Source organism: Sporichthyaceae bacterium (assembly GCA_036493475.1).
Lineage (GTDB): Bacteria > Actinomycetota > Actinomycetes > Sporichthyales > Sporichthyaceae > DASQPJ01.
Genome location: DASXPS010000217.1, coordinates 1 through 25,571, shown reverse-complemented (window position 1 = coordinate 25,571; position 25,571 = coordinate 1). Strand labels below are relative to the sequence as shown.

Annotated in this window: 23 protein-coding genes and 1 riboswitch; of the genes, 10 read left to right on the top strand and 13 right to left on the bottom strand. The window is 69.5% G+C overall.

Annotated elements, in window-relative coordinates; translation table 11 throughout:
- Positions 1-60: 60 nt before the first annotated feature.
- Complete coding sequence (locus tag VGJ14_20840) at positions 61-852, bottom strand: metallophosphoesterase (protein ID HEY2834876.1); 792 nt, start codon at positions 850-852, stop codon at positions 61-63.
- Between the two features lie 94 nt (positions 853-946).
- Here VGJ14_20840 and VGJ14_20835 point away from each other — a divergent pair, with 94 nt between their 5' ends.
- From VGJ14_20835 to VGJ14_20825, 3 genes are all read left to right on the top strand, one after another.
- Positions 947-4,000 carry a hypothetical protein gene (locus tag VGJ14_20835; GenBank protein HEY2834875.1) on the top strand — a complete coding sequence of 1,018 codons (3,054 nt, stop codon included), beginning with the start codon at positions 947-949 and terminating at the stop codon, positions 3,998-4,000.
- A gap of 26 nt (positions 4,001-4,026) precedes the next feature.
- Positions 4,027-5,733, top strand: coding sequence for a GAF domain-containing protein (locus tag VGJ14_20830; GenBank protein HEY2834874.1), 1,707 nt, complete (start codon positions 4,027-4,029; stop codon positions 5,731-5,733).
- Positions 5,734-5,806: 73 nt separating this feature from the next.
- Positions 5,807-6,451 (top strand): response regulator transcription factor, encoded by a 645-nt coding sequence (locus tag VGJ14_20825; GenBank protein HEY2834873.1) that lies wholly within the window; start codon positions 5,807-5,809, stop codon positions 6,449-6,451.
- A gap of 13 nt (positions 6,452-6,464) precedes the next feature.
- Here the strand turns inward: VGJ14_20825 and VGJ14_20820 are convergent, their stop codons facing one another.
- From VGJ14_20820 to VGJ14_20800, 5 genes are all read right to left on the bottom strand, one after another.
- Entirely contained in the window at positions 6,465-7,592 is a 1,128-nt protein-coding gene (locus tag VGJ14_20820; GenBank protein HEY2834872.1) for a glycosyltransferase family 4 protein, read from the bottom strand.
- Positions 7,592-8,854, bottom strand: a complete 1,263-nt coding sequence (locus VGJ14_20815) for a M48 family metallopeptidase (GenBank protein ID HEY2834871.1) — start codon at positions 8,852-8,854, stop codon at positions 7,592-7,594. The genes VGJ14_20820 and VGJ14_20815 overlap by 1 nt, the downstream gene beginning before the upstream one ends.
- A 41-nt stretch (positions 8,855-8,895) precedes the next feature.
- On the bottom strand, positions 8,896-10,170 hold the full coding sequence (locus VGJ14_20810; protein ID HEY2834870.1) for a hypothetical protein: 1,275 nt from the start codon (positions 10,168-10,170) through the stop codon (positions 8,896-8,898).
- A 141-nt stretch (positions 10,171-10,311) separates the two neighbouring features.
- Positions 10,312-11,325: an NlpC/P60 family protein gene (locus VGJ14_20805; protein HEY2834869.1), complete on the bottom strand. Its 1,014-nt coding sequence runs from the start codon at positions 11,323-11,325 to the stop codon at positions 10,312-10,314.
- A gap of 12 nt (positions 11,326-11,337) precedes the next feature.
- A riboswitch (cyclic di-AMP (ydaO/yuaA leader) is annotated at positions 11,338-11,513 on the bottom strand.
- A 203-nt stretch (positions 11,514-11,716) separates the two neighbouring features.
- A complete protein-coding gene (locus tag VGJ14_20800; protein HEY2834868.1) occupies positions 11,717-11,932 on the bottom strand; it encodes a hypothetical protein in 216 nt (71 codons plus the stop codon).
- Between the two features lie 167 nt (positions 11,933-12,099).
- On the opposite strand from VGJ14_20800, the gene VGJ14_20795 reads away from it, so the two are divergent.
- Genes VGJ14_20795 through VGJ14_20785 form a run of 3 tightly spaced genes read left to right on the top strand, consistent with a single transcriptional unit; the run spans position 12,100 to position 14,953 of the window.
- Positions 12,100-13,839, top strand: a complete 1,740-nt coding sequence (locus VGJ14_20795; GenBank protein ID HEY2834867.1) for a DEDD exonuclease domain-containing protein — start codon at positions 12,100-12,102, stop codon at positions 13,837-13,839.
- Between the two features lie 50 nt (positions 13,840-13,889).
- Positions 13,890-14,675 carry a rhomboid family intramembrane serine protease gene (locus tag VGJ14_20790; protein ID HEY2834866.1) on the top strand — a complete coding sequence of 262 codons (786 nt, stop codon included), beginning with the start codon at positions 13,890-13,892 and terminating at the stop codon, positions 14,673-14,675.
- Positions 14,672-14,953, top strand: a complete 282-nt coding sequence (locus VGJ14_20785) for an Lrp/AsnC ligand binding domain-containing protein (GenBank protein HEY2834865.1) — start codon at positions 14,672-14,674, stop codon at positions 14,951-14,953. The genes VGJ14_20790 and VGJ14_20785 overlap by 4 nt, the downstream gene beginning before the upstream one ends.
- Positions 14,954-14,988: 35 nt before the next feature.
- Here VGJ14_20785 and trpD read toward each other — a convergent pair whose 3' ends face one another.
- From trpD to VGJ14_20770, 3 genes are read right to left on the bottom strand one after another with little or no spacing between them, the layout of a single operon-like run.
- Positions 14,989-16,032, bottom strand: coding sequence for an anthranilate phosphoribosyltransferase (trpD, locus tag VGJ14_20780; GenBank protein HEY2834864.1), 1,044 nt, complete (start codon positions 16,030-16,032; stop codon positions 14,989-14,991).
- Positions 16,029-16,451: a hypothetical protein gene (locus VGJ14_20775; protein ID HEY2834863.1), complete on the bottom strand. Its 423-nt coding sequence runs from the start codon at positions 16,449-16,451 to the stop codon at positions 16,029-16,031. Before VGJ14_20775 ends, trpD begins: the two co-directional genes overlap by 4 nt.
- Positions 16,452-16,469: 18 nt before the next feature.
- Complete coding sequence (locus VGJ14_20770) at positions 16,470-17,456, bottom strand: cytochrome c oxidase assembly protein (GenBank protein ID HEY2834862.1); 987 nt, start codon at positions 17,454-17,456, stop codon at positions 16,470-16,472.
- A gap of 74 nt (positions 17,457-17,530) precedes the next feature.
- Between VGJ14_20770 and VGJ14_20765 the strand changes: the two genes are divergently transcribed.
- The 4 genes from VGJ14_20765 (at position 17,531) to VGJ14_20750 (ending at position 21,706) form a co-directional block, all read left to right on the top strand.
- Positions 17,531-18,145 carry a heme-copper oxidase subunit III gene (locus tag VGJ14_20765; GenBank protein ID HEY2834861.1) on the top strand — a complete coding sequence of 205 codons (615 nt, stop codon included), beginning with the start codon at positions 17,531-17,533 and terminating at the stop codon, positions 18,143-18,145.
- 39 nt (positions 18,146-18,184) lie between these two features.
- A complete protein-coding gene (locus tag VGJ14_20760; protein HEY2834860.1) occupies positions 18,185-18,970 on the top strand; it encodes a cytochrome c in 786 nt (261 codons plus the stop codon).
- Positions 18,971-19,046: 76 nt separating this feature from the next.
- Entirely contained in the window at positions 19,047-20,105 is a 1,059-nt protein-coding gene (locus tag VGJ14_20755; protein HEY2834859.1) for a Rieske 2Fe-2S domain-containing protein, read from the top strand.
- Positions 20,102-21,706, top strand: coding sequence for a ubiquinol-cytochrome c reductase cytochrome b subunit (locus tag VGJ14_20750; GenBank protein HEY2834858.1), 1,605 nt, complete (start codon positions 20,102-20,104; stop codon positions 21,704-21,706). Before VGJ14_20755 ends, VGJ14_20750 begins: the two co-directional genes overlap by 4 nt.
- 60 nt (positions 21,707-21,766) lie before the next feature.
- On the opposite strand, the gene VGJ14_20745 is transcribed toward VGJ14_20750, so the two are convergent.
- The 4 genes from VGJ14_20745 to VGJ14_20730 all read right to left on the bottom strand — a co-directional run.
- The gene (locus tag VGJ14_20745; protein ID HEY2834857.1) at positions 21,767-23,089 is read right to left on the bottom strand and encodes an Ig-like domain-containing protein; all 1,323 of its coding nucleotides are present in this window, start codon (positions 23,087-23,089) and stop codon (positions 21,767-21,769) included.
- A 99-nt stretch (positions 23,090-23,188) separates the two neighbouring features.
- Positions 23,189-23,584: a cytochrome c oxidase subunit 4 gene (locus VGJ14_20740; protein ID HEY2834856.1), complete on the bottom strand. Its 396-nt coding sequence runs from the start codon at positions 23,582-23,584 to the stop codon at positions 23,189-23,191.
- Complete coding sequence (ctaD, locus tag VGJ14_20735; protein HEY2834855.1) at positions 23,581-25,329, bottom strand: cytochrome c oxidase subunit I; 1,749 nt, start codon at positions 25,327-25,329, stop codon at positions 23,581-23,583. The genes VGJ14_20740 and ctaD overlap by 4 nt, the downstream gene beginning before the upstream one ends.
- The coding region (locus VGJ14_20730; protein ID HEY2834854.1) for a hypothetical protein at positions 25,326-25,571 on the bottom strand (246 nt) is incomplete at its 5' end. The genes ctaD and VGJ14_20730, both read right to left, overlap by 4 nt.

Sequence of the window (25,571 nt, the reverse complement as noted above, 5' to 3'; positions counted from 1 at the left end):
GCCCCCTGCGTCCCGCCGCAGGCTATCGCGGGAGCCGAGGGGCCCAATGTTTCGCGTCTCTCACCACGTCAGCACGTACGGGGTGGCGGTGCCCCGGAAGTGGCCCACGTTGACGCACTCGGTACGCCCGATTCGGGTGCGCTCCGCCAACGGCTGGTGCACGTGCCCGAACAGGGCGAGGGGCGGCTGGTGTTCCCGGATGGCCGACAGGATGGCCTCGCTGCCCCGTTCAAAGCGACGGGCCACCACGTCGTAAGTGAGATCGGGCACAGCCGGCGGGATGTGCGTGCACAGCACGTCCACTCGGCGACCGGCCGCCGCGGCGGCGTCGAACACCGCGGTTACCTTCGCCGCGTAGACGTCCTCGGGAATCTCGAACGGGGTGCGGTAAGGAGTGGGTAGCCCGCCCCCCACGAAGCCGAACACCCGTCCCCCGATCGTGGTGATCTGACCGTCCAACACGGTGTGCGCCGGGCCCAGGAATTCCGGCCAGAGCGCGGGCAGATCGACGTTGCCGTAGGTCAGGTAGGTCGGGTCGGGCATGGCCGCGAACAGGCCGGCGTACTGCGTGCGCACCTGCTGGGTGATCACATCCATCGGGTCGCCGTCGATGCTTGCCCACAAACCGCGCGAAAAGGACCGGGCCTCGTCGAACCGTCCGGCGGTGCGCAACGAGATCCATTCGGCGGTCTTCTCGACCCCGAAGATCTCCCCGAAGATTCCGCCGGCAGAGTCCTCGTAGTCGACGAACAGCACCAGATCGCCCAGACATATCAGGACATCGGCACCCATCCCTGCCGCCGCCAGAGCCTGCGTCGACCCGTGCACGTCACTGACCACGTGAATGCGCATCGCGTTCCGACCCTAGACGACCACCGGATGGGCCTGTCGGCCGGCGAATTGGCAGGTCTGAAGAACGCAACAGTTCGGTCGAAGCCCCGCCGGCATGATCCGTTCCCGCCGTATCGTCTACCCAGACCCTCTCGGCGGTTTGGAGGCCCCGCTGCGCGACGTGCTCGTCATCTCGGGCAATGCTGCGATTACCGCCGCACTTGCCGCGGATGACCTCAACGTGATCCCGGTCGACCCTGCCGAGACTCCCGGCTGGGTGGACTGGGCCTCTGCCGCGCACCTGTTGATGCTCGACCTGGGTGACGCGGACCGCGCGGTAGACGTAGTGAGCGAGCTGCGCAACCGGTCGGTGCAGGTGCCGGTGCTGATCGTCGCGGAGTCCGTTTCGGACAGCCCGCGGCTGGTCGCCCTGCGGCTGGCCGACCGCAACGTGAAGACGTTGTCGATGCCGTTGACCCGGGACCGTCTGCTGCGCGCCGTCGGCCGCACCATGGCCGCGGTGGACCTGGCCGCCGCCCGCGAGGAGGAGGAACACCAGAACGCGTACGGCGCCCGGGACGACGGAGACGTTGACGGGGATGGGGACGATGTCCCGGCGGGCCTGGACGTCCCCGCGGCCCTGGATATCCCCGCCGCCCTGGATATCCCCGCGGCCCTGGACGTCCCCGCGACCGTCGAGGTTCCCGCGGCTCCCGAGGTCGCCTCGGTCCTCGACGGGCTGGACCTGCCCCCGGCGGAAGCGCCGAGTGGCTCGGCCGTGGAGTGGCCGTCGTTCGACAAGGAGTCCTTCACCCAGTCCGCGAGCCTGGACTGGCGCACCGCGTTCACCCCGGAAGCGCTGGACGCCATCGACCTGACCGCACCCGAACCGGTCACCGAGGCCCCGCCCGCGGCGGACACCGAGCGCTTCCCGATCACCCCGAGCGTCGACTGGAGCACGCCGGCACCCAGAGCCGAGCCGAGCGCGCCGGCGCCGAGCACCAGCCCGTCCGCGGAGTACGCCTGGCCCTCGATCGACGACTTCCTCCCGCCCAGCCCCACCTGGTCGACCCCGGCCCCGGCCCCCGCGCCCACCGATCCGGCCCCGGCCCCGGCCGACGAACCGGAGTGGATGAAGTACCTGCCGTCGACGCCGGCCCCGGCGCAACCCGCGCCCACCGAGCCGGCGCCGGCCGACGAGCCGGAGTGGATGAAGTACCTGCCGTCCAGCCCGCCGCTGTCCCCGGCACCGCCGCCCACCCCGTCGTGGGAGTCCTCGGCACCGGCCACCTCCCCCGGCGAAACCACCGGCGAATCGGACTGGATGCGCTTCCTACCGCCGCCGGCCTCGACGATCCCCACCGCGCCGCACGACGAGTTCGACCTGCCGCCGGCGCCGGACACCGAGAGTCTCAAGCACCGACTGGCGCCATGGGCGCGGCCACGGCCGCGCCAGGGCGAGGTCGGTCCGCCGCTGCCGCCGGCGCCGCCGTTGCCTTCCGAGCCGGCGCCCGACACGTTCCGCGCACCGGAGAGCTACGCCGCGCCGGAGCAGTACCCCGCCCCGCAGCCGTACGCCGCCCCGCAGGCCTACGCCGGTCCGCTGACCCCGATGCCGCTGGAGCCGGGCGTCGGCGCCGACCCGCGTCACGACCGGAGCCGGGCCCGCGCGGCCGCAAAGGCCGCCAAGGCGGCCGAGAAGGAAGCGGCTCGACTCGCCCGGGCACGCGCCGAGTTCGGCCCCGAGCACCCGCCGGTGCCCGCCCAGCCCACGGATTTCCACCCGATCCCGGACGCCCGCACCCGCATGGCCGAGGAGGCCGCCCGGCTGGAGCAGGCCCAGCAGACCGCGGAGGCCAAGGCCGCGGCCCGCGCCGCCACCGGGTCGGTGCGCGCCGAGCAGGCCCGCGCGGATGCCGAGATCAAGGCCGCCGAACGGGCCGCAGCCGAGGCCGCCAAGGCGGAGAAGACCCGAGCGGACGCCGAGGCGCGCGCCGCGATGGAGGCGGCAAGGGCCGCCGAGATCGAGGCGAAACACCGCGCTCGCGCCGACGCCGAGGCCCACCGGGCCGCGGAACGCGCGGCGGCGGTGGCCGCGAGGGCTGCCCAGCAGATGGCCGAGGCCGACCAAAAGGCTGCCGCCGAGGCCTCCCGAGCCATCGAGCGGGCCCGCGCCGAGGCGGCCCGACTCGCCGACGCCCAGGCCCGCGCGGACGAGAAAGCCGCCCGCGCCCGGGCCGTGGCCGAAGCCAAGGCCGCCGAGGAGGCTCAGAAGCAGGCCGAGCGGGTTGCTGCCGAGGCGGCGCGCGCCGAGGAACGCGCCCGGGTGGTCGCCGAGCGCGCCTCGCACGCCCAGGCCAAGGTCGACTCCCGACTGGCCGCCGAGGCGGCCAAGGCCGCCCGGCTGCAGGCGGAGATGGAGGCGCACCAGGCCGCCATCAGGGCCCGCGAGGACGCCGAGCGGCAGCGCATCGCGGCCAAGCTGCAGGCCGAGGTCTCCCGGGTGGAGACCATCGAACGGGTCGAGGGCCTGATCCGGCAGACCAAGATCAGGGCCGAGGCGGACCGGATCGTCGACGAGGCCGTCCGCAACGCCGAGGAAGAGGCCGAGGCCCGCATGCTGGCCAACCGGCCGGTGTACTACGGGCCGGAGTTGGAGCCGCCGGGCCTGGGTTTCGTGCACCAGCTGATGGCCATGACCGACACGCTGGCCGCGCCCGCGCAGGTGTGCGAGGAGCTGGCCTTCGTCGCGATGGAGCATCTGGAGTGCGAGGCCGTCGCGATGATCATCCCGGACGGGGACGCCTGGAGCACCGCGTCCGGCATCGGGATCGGCGCGCGTGACCTGCGCTACCGGCTCTCCGAAGAGCACTGGTTCATCCGCGAGGTGCTCGGCCGTGAGAAGCCGAAGATCACCGACGACCCGGACGGCCTGCGCGAAGAGCTGACCGGGGTGCCGTTGGCCCAATGGCCGCACCTGGTCGGCATCCCGCTGCTGGCGGCGAACTCGATCCTGGTCGCTGCGCGCGCGGAGAAGCCGTTCGAGCGGGACGTCGCCGAGGTCTTCGGGGAGTACATCGAGGACTACGTCGCCGAGCTGGCCGAGACGCTGGAAACCCGCGACGTGGCGCGCCAGATTCACGACCAACGGACGCACCGGCGCCGCTGAGCCGCCCGTTGTGAAATTCTGACGGCGTGCCCGGGCGCATCGCTGCTTTGCTCGCGCGCTACCCCGGCCTGCCGGCGGTGGCGTTGCGTGCCCTGCTGCTGGCCGGCTGCGCCGTGCTCGCGGTGCTCGGCGACAAGCCGGGTCAGGACTTCAGCTGGATCGGCGCGATGGGCGTGGTCGGCGCCGCGGTGTCGGTGCTGGAGCGCACTACCCTCGCCGGATTGCTGGGCCGCACCGGCGAGGTCGCGGTGTGGGCCATCGCGGTGAACTCCACCGGGCACGAGCTGTCCCCGCTGCTGCCCTACCTGCTGGCTCCGGTGTTCGCGGGCGGCCTGTTGGCCCAGGCGGGCGGGGCGACCATGGCGGCGGGCGCCGCGGCCACCGCGCTGCTGATCGGTCTGGCCGTGCCCAACCGGCAGGACCTGCACGTCAAGGACTACAGCGTGGCCGCCGCCCAGTGGACGGTGATCGCGTTGATGGGCGGGCTGGTCGCGGCCTGGGCCCGCCGGCTGCAGGACGACGCCACCGAGACCGCGACGAACGTCTACGCCGAGGCCCACGACCTGCTCTCCCAGCTTTACGCAGTGACCCGTCAACTGCCGGGGTCGCTGGACCCGGTGACCACCGCGGACACGCTGATCGAGGAGTTGGCCCGGGTCGCCCGGTTCAGTGCCGCGGCGGTAATCATGCGCAGCGACGGGGACCGGCTGACCACGCTGGCCCGCCGCGGCGAGGACCGGCTGGAGTGGGAGATGGAGCTGGGCGGGGCCAACCCGTTCGCCGAGGTCTGGGCCACCGAAGCGCCCCAGCTGCGGGATCACCGGTTCCTGCGCGACGCCGGCTCACTGGAGCCACCGCCGGGCGGCAGCTCGCTGGTGGTGCCGATCCGCATCGGCGAACGCATCAGCGGCCTGCTGGCCTGCGAGACCGAGCAGCCCTACGCCTATCCGTCCGCCGTGGTCGAGCAGATCGTCGACCTCGCCGAGGACATCGCGCTGCGTCTGGACACCGGCGTGCTGTTCGACCAGATCCGCGAGCTGGCCACCGCCGAGGAACGCCGGCGCCTGGCCCGGGAGATCCACGACGGAATCGCGCAGGAATTGGCCTCACTGGGCTACATGGTCGACGAGATCTCCTCGGTGGCCGCGGACGCCGGACAGCTGGACATCGTCGAGGACCTCACCGGACTGCGCCAGGAGATGACCCGCATCGTGCGCGAGCTGCGGCTGTCCATCTTCGAGCTGCGCTCCGACGTGGACCGTCACGGCGGGTTGGGTGCCGCGCTGTCCGAGTACCTGCGGATGATCGGCACCACCGCCGGGTTCACCGTGCACATGACGTTGGACGAGTCCAACCGCCGGCTGCCCGCGGAAACCGAGGCGGAGCTGCTGCGTATTGCCCAGGAGGCGATCAACAACGCCCGCAAGCACGCCGCCGCGGACAACCTCTGGGTCACCTGCCGGGTGCATCCGCCGGACGCCGAACTGGTGGTCGAGGACGACGGTCAGGGCCTGGGCAAGGGCCGCGAGGACAGTTACGGGCTGGAGGTCATGCGGGAACGGGCGGCGCGCTCCCGGGCGACGCTGGAAATTCGGGCCCGGCAGCCCCGGGGGACATACGTTGCAGTTCGGGTAGGACTCGCCGCGACCGCACACGACGCGGAGGCCGAGGAGTACGACAAGCTAATGTCCGGGCCGAAGCGTGGCCGAAGGACCGAGGAGAAGGCGCGATGAGCGAGCTTGCGAGCGAATCAATGAGCACAGCCCGACCGCGCCTCATGACGCCGGCGAGGAACGAGCCGCCGTCATGAGTACGACAGTGCTGCTGGTCGACGACCACGAGCTGATCCGCCATGGTTTGCGTCGGGCCTTCGAGCGCGACCCCGATTTCGAGGTGGTCGGTGAGGCGGGCTCGGTGGCCGAGGCGCTGGCCGTGATCAGGGCTATGTCGCCCGAGGTCGTGATCATGGACGTGCGACTGCCGGACGGCAACGGCCTGGACGCGGTGAAGAAGCTGCGCGCGGCCGGGGAGAGCATGGGCATCGTCGTGCTGACCATGTACGCCGGGGACGACCAACTGTTCGCCGCACTGGAGGCCGGTGCGTCCAGTTTCGTCAACAAGGACTCACCCGCCGAGGAGGTGCTGGCCGCCGCGCGGCACGCCGCGGCCTCGCCCGCCTCGTTCTCCGCCGCGGACCTCGCGGACGCGATGCGGCGCAAGATGGCGCCCTCGGGTCCCGCGCTGTCCCCGCGGGAAAAGGAGGTGCTCAAGCTGCTGGCGGACGGGCTGGCCGTGTCCGGCATCGCCAAGACACTGTTCATCAGCGAGTCCACCACCAAGACCCACATCTCCAAGGTCTACGAGAAGCTCGGCGCGGGCAACCGCGCGCAGGCCTTAATGACCGCGCTGCGCATGGGTTTGATCACCTCCGACAAGGACCCGCACCGCTGACCACCTTCGTCGTTCAGCCGTTCAACAACTCCGCGAGGCGTTGCGCCTGCAGATCCCAGCCCCACTCCGACAGCGTCCAGGCGCGACCTGCATCGCCCAGCCGGCGTGCCATCTGACGGTTGGTCAGCATCATGGCCAACACGTGCGAGGCGGCGCCGGTGGACTCCCCGTCGATGACCCGGCCGGTGGTGCCGTCCAGCACGGCATCCGGGGCGCCGCCGGAATCCCCGGCCAGCACGGGCAGCCCACAGGCGGACGCCTCCAGGTAGACCATGCCCAGGCCCTCCACGTCCAGGCCACGGCGCCGGGTGCGACAGGGCATCGCGAACACGTCGCCGGCGCCGTACCAGCCGGGTAGGTCGGTCTCCGCCACGGCGCCCGCGAACACCACGTCCTCGACCACCCGGACCCGGCGGGCCAACTCGTGCAGGTAGCTGCGGTCGGGACCATCGCCGACCAGGAGCAGCGCCGTGCCCGCCACCCGTTTCTGGATCGCGGGCAATGCCCGCACCAACGTGTCCTGGCCCTTGCGGCGCACCAGCCGGGACACGCACACGATCACCGGACGACCGGCCAACCCCGCCTCGGCGCGGCGGGCCGCCCCGCCGGCGTCCGGGCGGAACCGCTCGGCGTCAACCCCGGGATGCAGGCGGACCAGCTTGGCTCGGTCACTCGGGCGCAGCGCGTCGCCGATCAGCCGGCGGGTGTAGTCGCCCAGGTAGGTCAGCGAGTCCAGGCCGGCCCCGATCCGGCGCAGCCCGGCCCGTCCGCCGGGCAACAGCGCCCAGCCGGCCTCGTGGCCGTGCGTGATGGCCACCGCGCGACGCACCCCGACCTCCCGCAGACTCGGCGCCAGCAGGGCGAGCGGCGCGGCCGCGCCGAACAGCACCGAGTCGCAGCGGTGCTGTCGGATCAGCTCCCGGGCCCGGCGGGCCACCGTGGACACCGGCAGCATCAACGAGCCGGGATGACGCACCACCGGGTAGTCCGCCGCCGCGTCGTAGGCCGCGGCACCGGTCCAGGCGGGGGCATAGACCACCAGCTGGTCCGGGGGCAGCCGTTCCACCAGGCCCGCCACGAACGACTGGATGCCTCCGGTGCGCGGCGGGAAGTCGTTGGTGACCACCAGCGTGCGGCCCATCAGCCACCGTGGCCGACGGTGGGCGGGGGCACCGGCAGGTTGTGCAGTCTCGCCCAGGTCCGCGCCTGCGCGATGCGCTGCGGCCCGGTGGGGTGCGTGGCGTAGAACCAAACCTCCGGCCACGGAGGGTCCAGGTCGGCCAGGTTGTTCTCCGCGATCTGACGCTGCATCGCAATCAGTGTGCCCGGATCGTGAGTCAGCGTCAGCGAATGCGCGTCAGCGCGTGCCTCGATGCGGCGCGACACCAGCAACTCCACCGGTGTGCTCAGCGCGCCGAGCAACGCCACCAGGGCCAGCAACAGCGCCAACGAACTGGGATCGCGCACGTCGGAAATCCCGGCCTGTCGACGCAGCCGCGGCGAGGAAACCAGCACGAACACCAGGCACACGGCGGCGCTCGCGGCCAACGCGCCCTCGGCGGTGCCGTGCAGCACGTCATTGCGCTTCACGTGCCCCAACTCGTGAGCGATGATCGCCCGGATCTCCTCCGGCGGCAACTTGTTCAGCGTGGTGTCGAAGACCACGATGCGGCGGCTGGAGCCGATGCCGGAGACATAGGCGTTGAGCCGCGTGGATCGCTTGGACTCATCCGCGATCAGCACGTCGGACACGGAAACGTGGTCATCGGCGGCCAACTGCAACAGCGACGTACGCAGCCCGCCGGCCGGCATCGGAGAGAAGTTGTTGAACGCGGGCTCGACCACCAGCGGGTAGACGAACGAGGTGGCCACCACCAGCAGGGCCGCGATGGCCAGGCCGGGTATCCACCAGCGGCGCACCCAGTGCACCAGGCCGAAGAAAACCAATGTGGCGATCAGCGCCGCGACCAGGGTGATGCCGTAGCCGACCGCGACGTCGCTGAGGAAACCGGACCAGCTCTGCACCACGATGCCCGCGTTGCGTTGCAGGTGCTGGCGCCAGACGTCGAAGGGCAGGCTCGCGACACGGATCAGCGCGGTGATCACCACGGTGCCGGTGATCAGCCTGGCCCACCAACCGCCGCGTAGCGGCCGGGCCGCGGCGCGCACCAGTCGGGCACCGAGCGGGGTCAACCCGAGCAGCAGCGTGGCGAGCAGCGTCGCCGCCAACCCGCCGAGCACCGCCGGCCACAACTGATGGTGGTAGACGTTCTCCTTGTGCAGGTACGCCGCGTCGAAGTCGGCGGCCACGTCCACCGGAGCCCGTCCACCGGGTGGCCGCCCGACCGCCTGCCACGGGGTGGTGAGCACGACGACCACTGCGAGAGCCGCGCTCAGCACCACGAATGCAATCGCCGGCCCACGGCTTGCGCCTTGACGCACCGTCAGTCCAGCTCGCTGCGGACGTAATCGCGCCAGTGCCGGGTGAAATCGGCCGGAGTGGTGTCCAGTACGTCGGTGAACGCCTTGTTCACCTCACTGGCACCGCCGGGGCTGCCCACCGCACGGTAGAAGGCCACCAGGGTGTCCGGACCGTAGCGTTCGGCGATCAATCGGCAGGCCAGCCAGGACATCTCATAGCTCTGCGCCAAAGCGGAGTTGGTGGCGGAGAAGTCGTCGTCGACGGGCAATGCGTCCGGCAGGTACCCGCTGTTCACATCCCCGACCAACTCCTGCGCGATCACCCGCACGGACAGGCCGCTGTCCCGGTAACCGATGTAATCCGCGAAGCCCTCGGCCAACCAGCGTGGCGTCCAGGGCTGGGTGCGCTGCCGCGCCGCGACATGGGTGATCTCGTGGCCCATGATCACCTGACGGCCCACGTCGGACAGTTCCCGATAGGCCTTGGGATTAATGATGATCCGCTCGGCCGCGGAGCTGACCTCGTCGGTGCCGAGTTCACCGCGGGTGACCGCGGCCAGCTGCCGGTAGGCGCTGGGCGCGCCGCCCAGGATCGCGGACATCTCGTCCTCGGTGCGGGTCACCTCCACCAGCACCTGACGGGACCAGCCGGTCCCCCACACCGCGTTCACCCGGGGCACTGCCCGGTCCACCGCGTCGGCGTAGGCGCGCAGGGACGAGGACGAATCCAGCCCGAGGATCAATCCGTGCTCGGCGGACAGCACGTGGACCTTGCCAACGTCCCAGAGCTCCCGGTGGGCCGAGGCATCCGCCGGGTCGAAGGTCCCGCTGACATACCACCGACCGTCGCGCGGGGTCAGCGCGTAGACGCGGTCATACCGCTGGTCGGCATTGTCAAACCCGGCGACGCGGTAAGCGCTGTCGATCTCCGCGGCAAAGCTGCCCGCCGCCAGTCGATCCGCCAGGTCACGCGCGGCCTGCGGCACCACGGTGGTGGCGCGGGAACCCAGGGTCAGCGACCAGGCCGAGAACGGCACCGCCGACAGGTTGTCGAACCAGGTGGCCTGGGCCGAGCGGAAACTCGGGTCGGAGTCGTCCACGGTGTCCAGGAACGCCGACCGGTTCCCATTGCGCAGCGCGTCGGACCGACGCGCCAGCATCGCCGCGACGGTGTCCTGGCGGTTGTCCCCGCGGGTGATGGTGGCCTGGTCCACGATGCCGCCGCCGGGCCCCGGCGTACCGGGACCGGTCTGCTGCTGCGCGGTCACCACCACCGCGCCGACCGCGATCGCACCCATCGCGGTCAGAGTCGCCGCGAGAAGTCGCGCACGCCGGCGCGCCCTGGACCGACGCGCATCGGGAGACATCCCGGGCATCGTATGTCCGCCTCCCGGTACAAAGCCGCAGATCGCGCCCGGAGAGCGCGCCCATGACGGGCGTTACGGCCGCACGGCCCCCGCGTAGGGCATGGAGTCGATCGAGGTGACTTCTACCCGGCGGCTGGGGTTCGGTGCGTGCACCATGCGACCGTTGCCCAGGTAGAGACCGACGTGGCTGATCGGGCTGTAGAAGAACACCAGGTCGCCCGGCTGCAGGTCGGCCCGGGAGATCTTGTGGCCCTCCGCGTACTGCTCGGCCGAGGAGTGCGGCAGCGACACGCCCGCCGCCCGCCAGGCGGCCATCGTCAACCCGGAGCAGTCCCAGGTGTCCGGGCCGTCGCCGGACCACACGTAGCGGTCGCCGAGTTGGGCCACGGCGAAGTTCACGGCCCGGCCGGCCTGGTCACTGGTCGGCAACGGCAGGCCCTTGAGCAGGTCCCGCGGGTCGCCGTCGCGCGAGGCGCGGTCGAACTTGGCCCGGTCGGAGGCCTGCAGCCGGCTGAGCACCGCGCGGGCGGCGCGCAATGCCTGCTGGATGTTGTTCTTCTCGGTGGCCAGCGCCTTGCGCTGCGCCTCGAGCACCGTCAACTGCTGGGCCGCGGCGACCTGGCTGGCCTTGAGCTCGCGACGGGCCTCGACGACCTTGCGCAGCGCGTCGGCCTGCCGGCTGGACAGTGCGTCCAAGGAGGCGGCCCGATCGATGAAGGCCGAAGGATCGTCGGAGAACACCAGTTGCAGGGTGCGGTCGATGCCCTCGTTGCGGTAGGCGTCCGCGGCGAAGGCGCCCACGGTGCGCTGCAACGCGCTGACCGTGGTCTGCTGGGCGGCGGATTTGCGCTGCGCCTGGGCCAGCCCGCGCTCCGCGTCACGCATCGCGATGCGGGCGACGTCGTAGCGCTCGGTGGCCTGCTCGGCCTGGTGGTAGAGAGCGTTGACCTGCCGTTCGGCTTGGTCGAGATTGAGGCCCGGCGCGGCATTGCCGGTGCCGGGTGAAACGACCAACCCCAGCGCCAGGGTCCCGGTGAGGACGGCGGCGGTGCGGGCGTGTCGTCGGGTCGGGCGGGGGACGACCACGAGCGGGGCAACTCCTCTTCCCTGCTCCGCCTACCGGGTTAGCTGACGGGTTCGGGCTGGAAGATCGCCCTACGGTTCACCGCGGGTGTCACGGTGTACCGACTCACCCCAACTACAGGTGGGTCCCCGGCTTCCGACAGTGGGTGCTGTGGGGGCACCCGGATGTCCGAACTCGGCGGGAGTGAGCGGCGACCGCACCGGGGGTGGAGCGGCTGTAACGCCCTCGCTCTTCCGCCACCTTAGCCGGCACCCGAGAGGCGTTCAATTCAGACCGAATCGATTTCCCGTGTCCTTGACCGGGGCTTGGCTCGGTGAAATCGCCGATTGTTGCGTGAGGAGCCTATTCGCCGCTTTTTCTTACCACACAGTGTTTCTGAGTGATTACGCAGCGTCAGGCAGTACGACGCGCCCGAGAATCGGTCTCCGATTCCACCAGCGTCAGCCGCAACGGCGGAACCAGACCGGAATCGGCCAGCACCCCCAACGCGGCCTCCTCATCCGGATCGAAGCCCGGCCGCGCGGCACCGGGCGGACCGAGCAACACGGTCACCACGCAGTCGGCGCAGGCGATATCCCGCATCGTGCACCGGTCGCAGTCGATCAACATCGGGGCCTCCCTCTCGCGGTTTCGCTGCGTCGGCAACGCTAGGACCGACCACCGACAAAACGCCCGAACCGTGCCACTGGAGCCACAATCGCCCCGCCGGCCCCGGGTCGAGGCACCGCGCCGCGCGGCAGCCGAAAGTTGTCGGTACCCCGCCCTACCGTCCGGGCATGAAGATCGGCGCCGGGGTCACGTGGGCGTCGCCCGTGGCGGGTCCCCCGGCCGTCCAAATCAGCTTCGACGAGCTCGGCGTCCCGCTGCGCGAGGTCACCTTCGTGGTGGTCGACCTGGAGACCACCGGGAGCAGCGGCGCCGACAGCATCACCGAGATCGGCGCGGTCAAGGTGCGCGGCGGGGAGCGGCTCGGCGAGTTCGGCACGTTGGTCAACCCGGGCACGCCGATCCCGGCGTTCATCTCCGTGCTCACCGGTATCACCGACGCCATGGTCGCCGGGGCCCCGCGGATCGATGCCGCGCTGGACGCCTTCCTGGAGTTCGCCGCGGGGAGCGTGCTGGTCGCGCACAACGCGCCGTTCGACGTGGGATTCCTCAAGGCCGCCTGCGCGCGCGGTGAGCGGGAGTGGCCCGCGTTCACCGTGGTGGACACGGTCAAGTTGGCCCGGCACGTGGTTACCCGCGATGAGGCGCCGAACTGCAAGCTGGCCACGCTGGCCCGGCTGTTTCGGTCGGCGACCACGCCCAACCACCGCGCTCTGGACGACGCCCGGGCCACCGTTGACGTGCTGCACGGACTGTTGGAACGCCTCGGTGCACTCGGCGTGCAGTCGCTGGAGGAGCTCACCAGGTTCTCCTCCCGGGTGCGCGCCGCGCAGCGCCGCAAGCGTTACCTGGCCGAGGGATTGCCCACCGCGCCGGGCGTGTACCGGTTCGAGGACGCGCGCGGCGAGGTGCTCTACGTGGGCACCTCGACCAACATCAGGGACCGCGTGCGCTCGTACTTCACCGCCTCGGAATCGCGCGCTCGGATGGGCGAGATGGTGGCGATTGCCGAACGAGTGGTGCCGATCGTGTGCGCCACCCGACTGGAGGCGCAGGTCCGGGAGCTGCGGCTGATCGCCGAGCACAAGCCGAAGTACAACCGCCGCTCTCGCTACCCGGAGCGTGCGGTCTGGCTCAAGCTCACCGACGAAGCCTTTCCCCGGCTGTCCCTGGTGCGTCAGGTGCGCGGCGACGCGGCCACCTACCTCGGCCCGTTCTCCTCCAGTCGGCAGGCCGAGCAGGCGATGACCGCGGCGCACGAGGCATTCCCGCTGCGCCAGTGCCGGACGCCGCTGTCCCCGCGCAAACAGTCCCCGGCCTGCGCGTTGGCCGAGATGGGGCGATGCAACGCCCCGTGCGAGGGCCGTGAGTCCGTGGCCGAGTACGCCACGCACGTGGCGGCGGCCCGCGCGGCCATGCAGTGCGACGCGCGCGAGATCGTGGCCCGACTGCACGCCCGCATCCAGCGGCTGGCCGATCTGGGGCACTACGAGGAGGCCGCCACCCACCGCGACCGGCTGGCCGCGTTCACCCGGGCCGCGGCGCGGTTGCAACGGCTGCAGGGGCTCACCGGCTGCCCGGAACTGGTTGCCGCTCGGGCGCTGCCCGCCGGCGGCTGGGAGATCGGCGTGGTCCGCCACGGCCGGTTGGCGGCCGCGGCAGTGGCCGAAAACACCCGCGCGGTGCGTGCCGAGGTGGACGCGGCCCTGGTCACCGCGGCCACCGTGCTGCCCGGCGTCGGGCCGCTGCCGGCCGCCCTGGCCGAGGAGACCGAGTGCATCCTGCGCTGGCTCGAACAGCCCGGCACCCGGCTGGTGTCGCTGGAGGGCACCTGGAGCTCCCCCATCCACGGCGCGGGTCGCTGGCGCGACTGGCTGGATGGGACCACCCGGGCTTTGCATCAGCCGTGAGCCGGAGAGTCCCCGGGTAAGCGGATGATCGCCCGGGCAATGATGCCGGTGTGGTGATCCCTATTCACGACCTCAATCCGGGTCGTCGGTTGCCGTGGGTCACCTGGACGCTGATTCTGCTGAATTTCTTCGTGTTCTTCTTCGGCGCCGCGCTCAGCAACAACGGGCTGCCGGAGGGCACCGCCACCGCGTGCCAACAGGACGCCTTCATCCAGCACTATGCCGCGATCCCCAAGGAACTGACGGAGAATCAGCCACTGCCGTTAACCCGCACTCGGGTGTACGAGGGTGACAAGGCGGTGCGCTGCCCGGCGCCCAGTTTCCACAAAAACCCGGCGCTGTCCGCACTCACCTCGATGTTCCTGCACGGTGGCATCGCCCACCTGGCGGGCAACATGCTGTTCCTGTTCATCTTCGGCAACAACGTCGAGGACCGCATGGGCCGCCTCGGCTACCTGTTGTTCTACTTGTTGTGCGGCTACGTCGCCGCCTACGGATTCGCGTTCACCGATCCGAGTTCCACCGCGCCGCTGATCGGCGCATCCGGGGCGATCGCGGGCGTGCTCGGCTCTTACCTGTGGCTGTACCCGCGGGCCAAGGTGGTCGCGCTGGTGCCCTTCCTGTTCTTCCTGCCGCTGCCGTTGCCCGCGTGGATGGTGCTGGGCAGCTGGTTCCTGCTGCAGGCCGTGTACGCGCACGGCGCCGGGGTGGGTGACGGCAACGTCGCCTACATGGCGCACGTGGTGGGATTCACCGTGGGCCTGTTGTTGACCATGCTGTACATCGGCGACAGACGCGAACGACCACCACTACGACGCGAAGCGAGGCCGATGTGATCACTGCGATCGTGCTGATCAAGTGCGACGTCGGCCGGGTACCGGAGGTCGGCGAGGCGATTGCCCAGCTGGACGGAGTCAGCGAGGTCTACTCGGTCACCGGCGAACACGACCTGGTGGCCATGGTGCGGGTGCGTGAGCACGACCGCCTGGCCGAGGTCATCCCCGGCCTGGTCAATCGCACCCCCGGCGTGATGTCCACGGAGACGCACATCGCCTTCCGCACCTACTCCCGGCACGACCTGGAGGCGGCATTCGCCATCGGCCTGGAGGGTTGAGGGCCGCCGACGGTAGGAGGCGGCTGAAAGCACCCTCAGGCCTTGCCCGCCAGCCGCCGGCTGACCGCGATCCAACGGTCCAGCAGCACGGCGGCGGCACCGGAGTCCACCGCGGCCGCAGCGGTGGACAGGCCGGCCCGTATGCGTCCCGGAAGGTCGACGTCGCGGTCGTCCAGCACCGCCAGCGCGGCGGCGGCGTTGAGCAACACGGTGTCGCGGATCGGGCCTTGTTTGCCACTGACCAGATCACGCACCACGCCCGCGTTGTGCGCCGCGGCGCCGCCGCGCAACGCGTCCCGGTCGGAGACGGGCACGCCCAGCGCCGCGGGATCCAGGCTGCCCTCGACCACGTCGCTGCCACGCACCTCCCAGTACGTGGAGGTGGCGGCGGTACTCAGTTCGTCCAGCCCATCGTCGCCGCGGAACACCAATGCCTGCACGCCGCGGGCGGCCAGTACGCCGGCCATGATCGGGGCCATCCGTTTGTCGGCCACGCCCACGGCCTGGAAGCCGGGCTTGGCCGGATTCGCCAGCGGGCCGAGGAAGTTGAACAGCGTGGGCACCCCGAGCTCGCGGCGCGGCACCGCGGCGTGGCGCAGCGCCGGGTGGAACATCGGCGCGAAGCAGAAGGTCACGCCGGCCTCGACGGCCACCGCGGCCACCGCATCCGGCGGCAGGTCGAGCACCACGCCGAGTTCCTCGAGCACGTCGGCGGTTCCGCACAGCGAGGACGCCGCCCGGTTGCCGTGCTTGACCACCCGGACGCCGGTGGCGGCCACCACGATCGCGGCCATCGTGGAGATGTTGACGGTGTGCGCCTGGTCGCCGCCGGTGCCGACGATGTCCACGATCGGGCCGGGCACCGAGATCGGCACCGCGCGGGCCAGCATGGTGCGCACCAGACCCTCGAATTCCTCGACCGTCTCTCCCTTGGCGCGCAACGCCACCGCGAACCCGGCGATCTGCGCGGGGGTGGCGTCGCCGGCCATGATCTGGTCCATCGCCCACGCGGTGTCGTCCGCACCGAGGTCCTCGCGCCGCAGCAACGCCCCGATCAGCGCGGACCAGGTCCGCGTCATTGCGTCGGCAGCAACCGGCGGCGCATGAGCGAGGCCACCGCGTCGGCCACCGCGATCGGGTCCAGCGGGTGGGACACCACGGCCTCCGCCCGCGACCAGGTGGCCAACCACCCGTCCTGCGGGCGCCCGATCAGCACCAACACCGGCGGGCAACGAAAAATCTCGTCGTGCAACTGGCGGCACACGCCCATACCGCCGGCCGGTACCGCCTCGCCGTCCAGCACGGCGACGTCGATGCCGCCCGCGTCCATCGCCGCAATCACTGCGGGCTCGGTGGCCACCTCGAGGATCTCCACCCGGGGCAGCTCGGGGGCGGGCCGGCGTCCCAGCGCGAGGCGCACAGCCGCGCGGGTGTTCACGTCGTCGCTGTAGACCAGGACCTTCATCGTGGTCTCGACGGGTGTCTCGGTACCCGACACTGCGTGCTCCTCGTCCTATTACGCGTCGGGAAATGCTACCGGCGACGCCCCGGCCTCCCGGGTTGCCGCCCGGGCCAGCGCCTCGTTGAGCGCCGCGCGGCGGGCCTCCTCGGCGTCGCGCCGATCCAGCTGCCGGTCCACCCGCTTGGCCTCGCGCTCGCTGGCGTGCATCCACTGCACGAACAACACGGCGAACACGATCAGCCCGAACAGGTCCCCGCTGGTCCACAGGATCCCACCGGCGGTGCGCTGATCGGACAGCGGACTGGCGCCCCAGGCGCGGTGTTGTGCGGTGTACCAGTCCCCCGCAATCAACGTGTTCATGGACATGATCGCCACGCCCAGCCAGGCGTGGAACGGCAACGTCATGAAGGCCGCGATAACGCGGAACGGGTACTCCGGCCGCCGCCGCACCGGGTCGATGCCCAGCAGCGGCACGTACCAGAGCAGGCCCACCAGCACGAAGTGCAGATGGTTGAGGTCGTGCAGCCAGGGGTGGCGCAGCGTCTGCTCGTAGTACCCACTGAAGTACAGGGCGAAGGGGTTGGCGATGAAGATCGCCCCGGCCACCACCGGGAAGGTGAGCGCCTGCGCCACCCGGGAGTGCACCACCGACAGCAGCACCCGCCGCCCGCCCGCGGGCAGCGTGCGCAGCGCCAAAGTCACCGGGGCACCGAGCGCCAGGAAAATCGGTGCCACCATGGCCAGCAGCATGTGCTGGACCATGTGGACGGACAGCAGCACCTCGTCGTAGGTGTCCAACGGCGAGGCGATCGCGAGCAGGATCAGCCCCATGCCCCAGCAGAACGCGAACGTGCGATTCAGCGGCCAGCGGTTGCCGGCGACCCTCATCCGGTGGACGCCGTACAGATAAATGGTGACGCTGATCACCACCGTCAGCACCGGAACCGGCGCGAACGACCACGCGGTCACCCAGCGGCTGCCGGACAGCGGAGCACTGGGCAGGTTGGGCCCGGAATGGCTCGGCAGCAGCAGGGAAAGCACGGGTCGAGACTAACCCGCAGACACGCATGGCCCCGGGCTCAAGGTGCGCCGGGCGGACCGCCATAATGTCGCCCGTGGCGACCGCAGCAGGCAGCATTGAGAGCACGACACCGCACGGCGCGGTCAACCGGCCAAACATGGTTGCGGTCGGCACCATCGTGTGGCTTTCCTCGGAGCTGATGTTCTTCGCGGCACTGTTCGCGATCTACTTCACGATCCGCTCGGTGTCCGGTGGCATCCACCACTGGCCGCCGCCCGACGTTCACCTGAACCTGCCGTTCGCCGCGGTCAACACCTTCGTGCTGGTGTCCAGTTCCTTCACCTGCCAGGCGGGCGTGTTCGCCGCCGAGCGCGGAGACGTGGACAAGCTGCGGATGTGGTTCATCATCACGTTCCTGATGGGCGCGTTCTTCGTCGCCGGGCAGGCCACCGAGTACACCGAGTTGACCAACGAGGGCACCACGATGTCCTCCTCGGCCTACGGCTCGATCTTCTTCCTGGCCACCGGTTTCCATGGCTTGCACGTCAGCCTCGGTCTGATCGCGTTCCTGTTCGTCCTGGGGAGGACCTACGCCGCACGGCGGTTCACCCACGAACAGGCGACCAGCGCGATCGTCGTGTCGTACTACTGGCACTTTGTCGATGTGGTCTGGATCGGCCTGTTCGGCGCGATCTATCTCCTGCAGTAGTTCCCGCCAGCCGCACCGAAAAGAACGGATCTCAGCCACGTGAAACGCCTCACGAGCCGACGACGACACCCGCTTGCGGCCATCGTCGTGCTGCTGCTCGCCCTCGGCGCGGTCGGCGGCATCTATTCGATGTTCGCCCCCTCCGGGTCCGCGCAGGCCGCGGCCGGATCGCCCTCGGCGCAGCTCGAGGAGGGCAAGAGCTTGTTCCTGACCAGTTGCTCCACCTGCCACGGGTTGCACGCCGAGAGCTCCAGCGACGGGCCGGCGTTGATCGGTGTGGGTGCCGCCGCGGTGGACTTCCAGGTCGGCACCGGCCGGATGCCGCTGCAGGGCCACAGCGCCCAGGCCCCGCGCAAGAAGATCATGTTCAACCAGAACGAAACCTCGGCGATCGCCGCCTACGTGGCCTCGCTGGGCAACGGGCCCGCCATCCCGACCGAGGACCAGTACTCGACCGACGGGGACATGCAGGAGGGCGGCGAGATCTTCCGCACCAACTGCGCGTCCTGCCACAACTTCGCCGGGCACGGCGCTGCGCTGACCCGCGGCAAGTACGCGGTCGCGATGGGCAAGAGCAGTGGCAAACACATGTACGAGGCCATGCTCACCGGACCGCAGTCGATGCCGGTGTTCAACGACGGCGTGCTCGCCCCGGAGCAGAAGAAGGACGTCGTCACCTATCTGCAACACCTGCAGGACCAACCCGACCCGGGCGGCAACGCGTTGGGGCGGATCGGCCCGGTTTCCGAGGGTCTGCTGCTCTGGACGATCGTGCTCGGCGCGCTGATCTCCGCCGCCGTCTGGTTGGGGGCGAAGGCAAAATGAGCGAGCGCAGCGACCGAATCATCGAGCACAGTGCAAGCCGGGGAGCTCGGCGCACGGGTGGCCGGGAGGCGCGCCGGTGAGCGACAACCACAACGACGACGGCCGCGGCCCGCACTCCGACGCCGCGCACCCCAACGGGGCATCGCACGAGCTGGCGCTACCCATCGCTGACCCGTTCGCCGATCCCGGCCTGCCGCACCACCTCCCGCGGCGCACCGACGTCGACGAGCGGGCCGCGAAGCGGGCCGAGCGCCAGGTGTCCGCGCTGTTCACCCTCAGCACGTTGTGCACCATCGGCTTCGTCGCCTGCTACGTGGGCATCGACAAGGACAAGGCCATCCGGGTGCAGACGCTGGGCCGGGTCAATGCACTGAACTTCGGGCTGGGCCTGACGCTGGGCGGCGCGCTGCTGTGTATCGGCGTCGGAGCCATCCACTGGGCCCGCAAGTTGATGAACTCCGAGGAGATCGTCGACTACCGGCACCCGATGAAGTCCAGCGCCCGGGACACCGCCGACGTGCTGGAGATGGCCAAGGCCGGTGCCGCGGATTCGGCGCTGCCGCGCCGCAAGATGATCTGGATGTCGTTGGCCGGTGCCATGGCCGCATTCCCGATCACCCTGCTGGTGCCGCTGCGCGACCTCGGTCCGCTGCCGCACAAGCGGCTGCGCGAGACGTTGTGGCAGGACCCGAACCGGCGCGAGCTCGTGCACGCCAACGGCGGTGCCCGGATCAAGCCGGCGGACTTGCAGGTCGGGTCGCTGGTCTCGGCCAAGCCCAGCGGCACCGTGGAGCTGGAGGAACTGGCGAAGGCCTCGATCATGTTGATCCGCATCAAGCCCGAGGACGTGGCCAGCCCGGGCCAGCTGGCCAAGAGCTACCAGGGCATCATGGCGTTCTCCAAGATCTGCCCGCACGCGGGCTGCCCGCTCGGTCTGTACGAGCAGTCCACGCACCACATGCTGTGCCCGTGCCACCAGTCGACCTTCGACCTGTCCCGCGGCGGCAAGGTGATCTTCGGCCCGGCCGCCCGCAATCTGCCGCAGTTGGCCATCGCAGTGAACGCCGAGGGCTATCTGGTGGCCGAGCGCGACTTCGACGAACCCGTCGGTCCGAGTTTTTGGGAGCGCGGATGAGCACTGCAGCAAAGGTTGGCGGTGGCATCGCCACCTATCTCGACGAACGCGTCGGCAGCAACGCCGGGGCCAAGAAGAACCTGCGCAAGGTGTTCCCCGAGCACTGGTCGTTCATGCTCGGCGAGATCGCGCTGTACAGCTTCATCATTTTGCTGCTGTCCGGCACGTACCTGACCCTGTTCTTCCGGCCCAGCATGACCGAGGTGCCCTACCACGGCTCGTACGTGCCGCTGCAGGGCGTGCAGATGTCGCAGGCCTACGAGTCGACGATGAATCTGAGCTTCGACGTGCGCGGCGGCCTGTTGATGCGTCAGATCCATCACTGGTCCGCACTGATCTTCGTCGCGGCCATCGTCATCCACCTGATGCGCATCTTCTTCACCGGTGCGTTCCGCAAGCCGCGTGAGCTGAACTGGCTGATCGGTAACGGTCTGCTGACCCTGGCGCTGCTCGAGGGTTTCTGCGGCTACTCGCTGCCCGACGACCTGCTGTCCGGCACCGGGCTCCGGATCTTCATGGCCGTGATCGGGTCCGTTCCGTTGGTCGGTACATATCTGAATTTCTTTTTGCTCGGCGGGGATTTCCCCGGCCAGGCGGTCATCCCCCGGTTGTTCATCCTCCACGTGCTGCTGGTGCCCGGCATCATGCTGGCGTTGATCACCGTGCATCTGATGCTTGTGGTCGTGCAGAAGCACACCCAGTTCCCCGGCCCGGGGCGGACCAACGACAACGTGGTCGGCTTCCCGTTGATGCCCGTGTACATGGCCAAGGCCGGCGGGTTCTTCTTCATCGTGTTCGGCCTGTGCGCGGTGCTCTCCGCCATCGCGCAGATCAACCCGATCTGGTTGTACGGCCCCTATGTACCCGATCAGATATCCGCCGGTTCCCAACCGGACTGGTACATCGGGTTCCTCGAGGGGGGGATGCGTGCGATGCCGAACTGGGAGACCAACCTGTGGGGTCACACGATCTCGTGGAACATCCTCGTCCCCGCTGTGATCGTGCCGGGGATCATGATGACCGTGATGGCCCTCTATCCGTTCATTGAGGCGTTCGTCACCGGTGACAAGCGGGAACACCACCTGCTGGACCGTCCGCGGGACGCGCCGGTGCGCACCGCGCTGGGTGCCATGTCGCTGGCGTTCTACGTGCTGCTGTTCATCAACGGCGGGAACGACATCATCGCCTACTCCTTCCGTACCCAGATCAACCTGATCACCCGCTTCACCCAAGTGGCGTTGATCATCGTGCCGCCGCTGGTCTTCATGGTCACCAAACGGGCGTGCCTGGGCTTGCAGCGCAAGGACCTCAACCGAGTGCTGCACGGTCGGGAAACCGGCATCATCAAGCGGCTGCCCAATGGCGAGTTCATCGAGGTGCACGAACCGATCTCGGCTGAGCTGCGCTACAAGCTGATGGTCCGTAACACGCCGGCGCCGTTGGAGGCCGGGTCCGATACGGACGCGGACGGCATCCCGGCACCGGGTCGCGGAACGAGCAAGGTGCGCGCGCGCATGTCCCGCTTCTGGTACGCCGACGACCTGCCCAAGCCCACGGCCGAGGAATATGAGGAACTCACCAGCGGGCACGGCCACCACTAGCAAACACCGTTGCGTCCGGCCATCCCGCACCTGCGTCGGGTTGGCCGGACGCAACGGTTTTCAGTCGCGGGTGACCGCGGAGGGCTGCTTCTGGCCGGTGGTGTGATCGGACAGCGGCGTGCCCTGGCCCGGCTGCGGGACCGCGTCGGTAGTGGTCTGACCGACCTCCGCGGAGCCGGCGTCCATGGACGGCTGCGGCAGCGCACTGCCCGCCAGCCACTTGTCCCAGGACATGTTCCAGTCGCCGTAGCCGTTGCGCAGTTCCATCTTGCGCTTCGAGTGGCTCACGTCGACCACGTCGCCCACGATCGTGTGATCGAAGAACCAGCGGCCATCGGCGGTGCCCATGCCCACGCAGCCGTGCGAGACGTTGGCCCGGCCGTGGTTGCGACCCTGCCACGGCGCGGCGTGCAGGAACTCACCGCTCCAGGTGACCCGCACCGCGTACTGCACCTTGAGGTCGAAGTAGTCGGGGTCGGTCTTGGAGATGCCGATCGACTCGCCCTTCATCTCCTTGACCCGGGTCAGGCCGAGCACGACCTTCTTGCCACCGCGGGTGATGAAGCCCGGCTTGCCGGTGCTCACCGCGATGGTGCGAACGAGCTTGCCGTCCCGGAAGACGGTCATCTTGTGCGTTTTCACGTCCACGTAGCTGATCTGCTCGCGGCCCACGGTGAACGGGATGGTGCGGTCGGCGTCGCCGACCTGGCCATCGCCCAGCGCGACGTCCTTGAGGTTGGTGTGCAGCACCACTTTGGTGTTCGCGGGCCAGTAGGTCTGCGGCCGCCAGTGCACCACGTCGTCGCTCATCCAGTGCCAGGCGCCGTACACCTGCGGGGTGGTGTCCACCACCAGCTGCCGCTCCACCGCGACGCGGTCGGCCACCGGGTGGGAGAAGCTGACCGCGATCGGCTGCCCGACCCCGACGGTCATACCGGCCAGCGGGCTCACATAGGCCTTGAGAATCTGGTCCGGGTCCACCGTGGAGAACGTCGTGGTGTTGTGGAACGGATGCCCTCCGGCGTCCGTACCGGTGGACTCCAGCGAATAGCTGCGGCCGGGGGTGAGCGGCCCGGAGGCCCGCCAGGCGCTACGACTGGCGGCCAGCGCGCCGGACACGGTCCGCCCCTTGGCGTCGCTCAGGCTGACCTGGTCAAAGGTGCCCCCGGCCACGGACAGCGCGGGCTGGGTGTCGGTCAGCACGTTCTGTGCGCCGGGTGCCGGGCTGACAGTCAGCTTGACGTTGGCGGGCACCGGCGGCGGGGCCGCTCCGGCAGTGATCGCGGCGCCGCCGCCGGATCCGCAGGCAGCCAACAACAACACGGCGGCAGCGGCCCCGGTGCCCGCTCGAACCACCCGTTGCCGCTTGCTGCGCCCGTGCATGTACAAAGCCTCCGTCGCCGACCCTCCCCGACAAATCGGGGCAATTCTAGGCGACGTTACGTCAAGCTACCCCGCTGCGGGGTCGCAATGATTGCTCTGTCAGTGAGCGTGCTCGCCACGGTAGTACTCGAACACCAGTCCGTAGGTGGACACCGCGAAGAACGGGACAGCGAGAATGAACATCCACCAGCCGATGCACACCCCCAGGAATCCCATGGCGGCGCTCAACCCCATCGCCAGCGGCCACCAGGAGTAGGGACTGTAAAAGCCCAACTCCCCCGCCGCGTCCTCGATCAGGGCCGTTGGGTCGTCCTCCGGGCGCTGGTCGATGCGGTGCGCGGTGAACAGCAGGTAGAAGGCGGTCAGGGAACACAGGCCGAGGGTCATGATCAGGGCCGCGGTGCCGGTCGGGTCCTGCGAGTAGTGCCAGTAGATGGGGATCACCGGGATCACGAAGATCCCGATGCCGGTAAAGATGTAGCCCTCGACCTTCACTGGTGCTCGTGCCCTTCGGTGCTGTGGTCGTGACCCTCGAGATCCGGCTCGCCGTAGATCTCGTCGAGCAGGGTGGTGGAGCGGCGCGGCGCATCGTGCGCGCTGGCCAACTCCGGGTGGTGCAGGTCGAAGGCCGGGCTCTCCGAGCGGATGCGCGGCATCGATAGGAAGTTGTGCCGGGGCGGCGGGCAGGTGGTGGCCCACTCCAGGGAGCGGCCCCAGCCCCACGGGTCGTCGCTGGTGACCGTCGGCGCCCGCTTGGCGGTGAGAATCACGTTGAGCAGGAACGGCAAGGTGGAGGCGCCGAGCACGAAGGCACCGATCGTGGAGATCGTGTTCAGGGTGGTGTAGCCGTCCGAGGACAGGTAGTCCGCGTACCGGCGGGCCATGCCCTCGGCGCCGAGCCAGTGCTGCACCAGGAACGTGGTGTGGAAGCCGAAGAACAACATCCAGAAGTGGATCTTGCCCAGCCGCTCGTCGAGCATCTTGCCGGTCATCTTCGGCCACCAGAAGTAGAACCCGGCGAACATCGCGAAGACGACCGTGCCGAACACCACGTAGTGGAAGTGCGCGACCACGAAGTAGGAGTCGGAGACCTGGAAGTCGATCGGCGGCACCGCGAGGATGACCCCGGTCAGGCCACCGAACAGGAAGGTGACCAGGAAGCCGATCGACCACAGCATCGGGGTGTCGAAGGTCAGCGCGCCGCGCCAGATCGTGCCCACCCAGTTGAAGAACTTCACCCCAGTGGGCACCGCGATCAGGAAGGTCATGAACGCGAAGAACGGCAGCAACACCCCACCGGTGACGTACATGTGGTGCGCCCACACGGTCACCGACAGCGCCCCGATGGACAGCGTCGCGAAGACCAGGCCCTTGTAGCCGAAGATCGGCTTGCGGCTGAACACCGGCAGGATCTCGGTCACGATCCCGAAGAACGGCAACGCGATGATGTACACCTCGGGGTGGCCGAAGAACCAGAACAAGTGTTGCCAGAGCAGGGCTCCGCCGTTGGACGCGTCGAACACGTGCGTGCCGACTTTGCGGTCGGCCTCCAGGCACAGCAGTGCACCGGCCAGCACCGGGAACGCGATCAGCACCAGCACCGAGGTGATCAGCACGTTCCAGGTGAAGATCGGCATCCGGAACATCGTCATGCCGGGCGCGCGCATGCACAGGATGGTGGTGACGAAGTTGACGCCACCGAGGATGGTGCCGAAGCCGGCCAGCGCGAGACCCATGATCCACAGATCGGAACCGATGTTCGGCGAGTGCACGGCGTTGGTAAGCGGGGTGTAGGCGAACCAGCCGAAGTCCGCGGCGCCCCCGGGGGTGATGAAGCCGATCATGGTGATCGAGCCACCGAACAGGAACAGCCAGTAGCTGAACATGTTCAGCCGCGGGAAGGCCACGTCCGGCGAGCCGATCTGCAGCGGCATGATCACGTTGGTGAAGCCGACGAACAACGGCGTCGCGAAGAACAACAGCATGATCGTGCCGTGCATGGTGAACAGCTGGTTGTACTGGTCGTTGGACAGGAACTGCGTGCCCGGCCGGGCCAGCTCGGCGCGCATCAACATCGCCATCACGCCGGCGATCAGGAAGAACACGAACGAGGTGATCAGGTACAGGTAGCCGATCTTCTTGTGGTCGGTGGTGGTGATCCACTCGACAATCGCGGCCCCCATGCTCTTCTTGCGGGGGGCCGGTGCAGCGGCGACGCGTCGGGTTTCGGTGATCGTCACTGCTTGCTCCCCGGGGTGTTCTCGTCAGCTTCCGGCGCCGGGTTGGGGTCGTGCAGGGTGTACGCGTGCGCACGGTCCGCGGCCGTCCCCAGATCGCCGCGTTCCAGCTCCCCGGACTGACCGTTGGCGCGCAACTGGGCCACGTGCGCCAGGTAGTCGGCGTCGTTGACCACGTGCACCACGAAAAGCATCCGGGAATGGTCGGTGCCACACAGCTCGGCACACTTGCCCTCGTACACGCC

What these genes read in the sequence shown, in the direction of transcription:
- VGJ14_20840 (HEY2834876.1), bottom strand. Translation starts at nt 852, where the DNA reads ATGCGCATTCACGTGGTCAGTGACGTGCACGGGTCGACGCAGGCTCTG.
- VGJ14_20835 (HEY2834875.1), top strand. Translation starts at nt 947, where the DNA reads ATGATCCGTTCCCGCCGTATCGTCTACCCAGACCCTCTCGGCGGTTTG.
- VGJ14_20825 (HEY2834873.1), top strand. Translation starts at nt 5,807, where the DNA reads ATGAGTACGACAGTGCTGCTGGTCGACGACCACGAGCTGATCCGCCAT.
- VGJ14_20820 (HEY2834872.1), bottom strand. Translation starts at nt 7,592, where the DNA reads ATGGGCCGCACGCTGGTGGTCACCAACGACTTCCCGCCGCGCACCGGA.
- VGJ14_20810 (HEY2834870.1), bottom strand. Translation starts at nt 10,170, where the DNA reads ATGGGTGCGATCGCGGTCGGCGCGGTGGTGGTGACCGCGCAGCAGCAG.
- VGJ14_20800 (HEY2834868.1), bottom strand. Translation starts at nt 11,932, where the DNA reads ATGTTGATCGACTGCGACCGGTGCACGATGCGGGATATCGCCTGCGCC.
- VGJ14_20795 (HEY2834867.1), top strand. Translation starts at nt 12,100, where the DNA reads ATGAAGATCGGCGCCGGGGTCACGTGGGCGTCGCCCGTGGCGGGTCCC.
- trpD (HEY2834864.1), bottom strand. Translation starts at nt 16,032, where the DNA reads ATGACGCGGACCTGGTCCGCGCTGATCGGGGCGTTGCTGCGGCGCGAG.
- VGJ14_20750 (HEY2834858.1), top strand. Translation starts at nt 20,102, where the DNA reads ATGAGCACTGCAGCAAAGGTTGGCGGTGGCATCGCCACCTATCTCGAC.
- VGJ14_20745 (HEY2834857.1), bottom strand. Translation starts at nt 23,089, where the DNA reads ATGCACGGGCGCAGCAAGCGGCAACGGGTGGTTCGAGCGGGCACCGGG.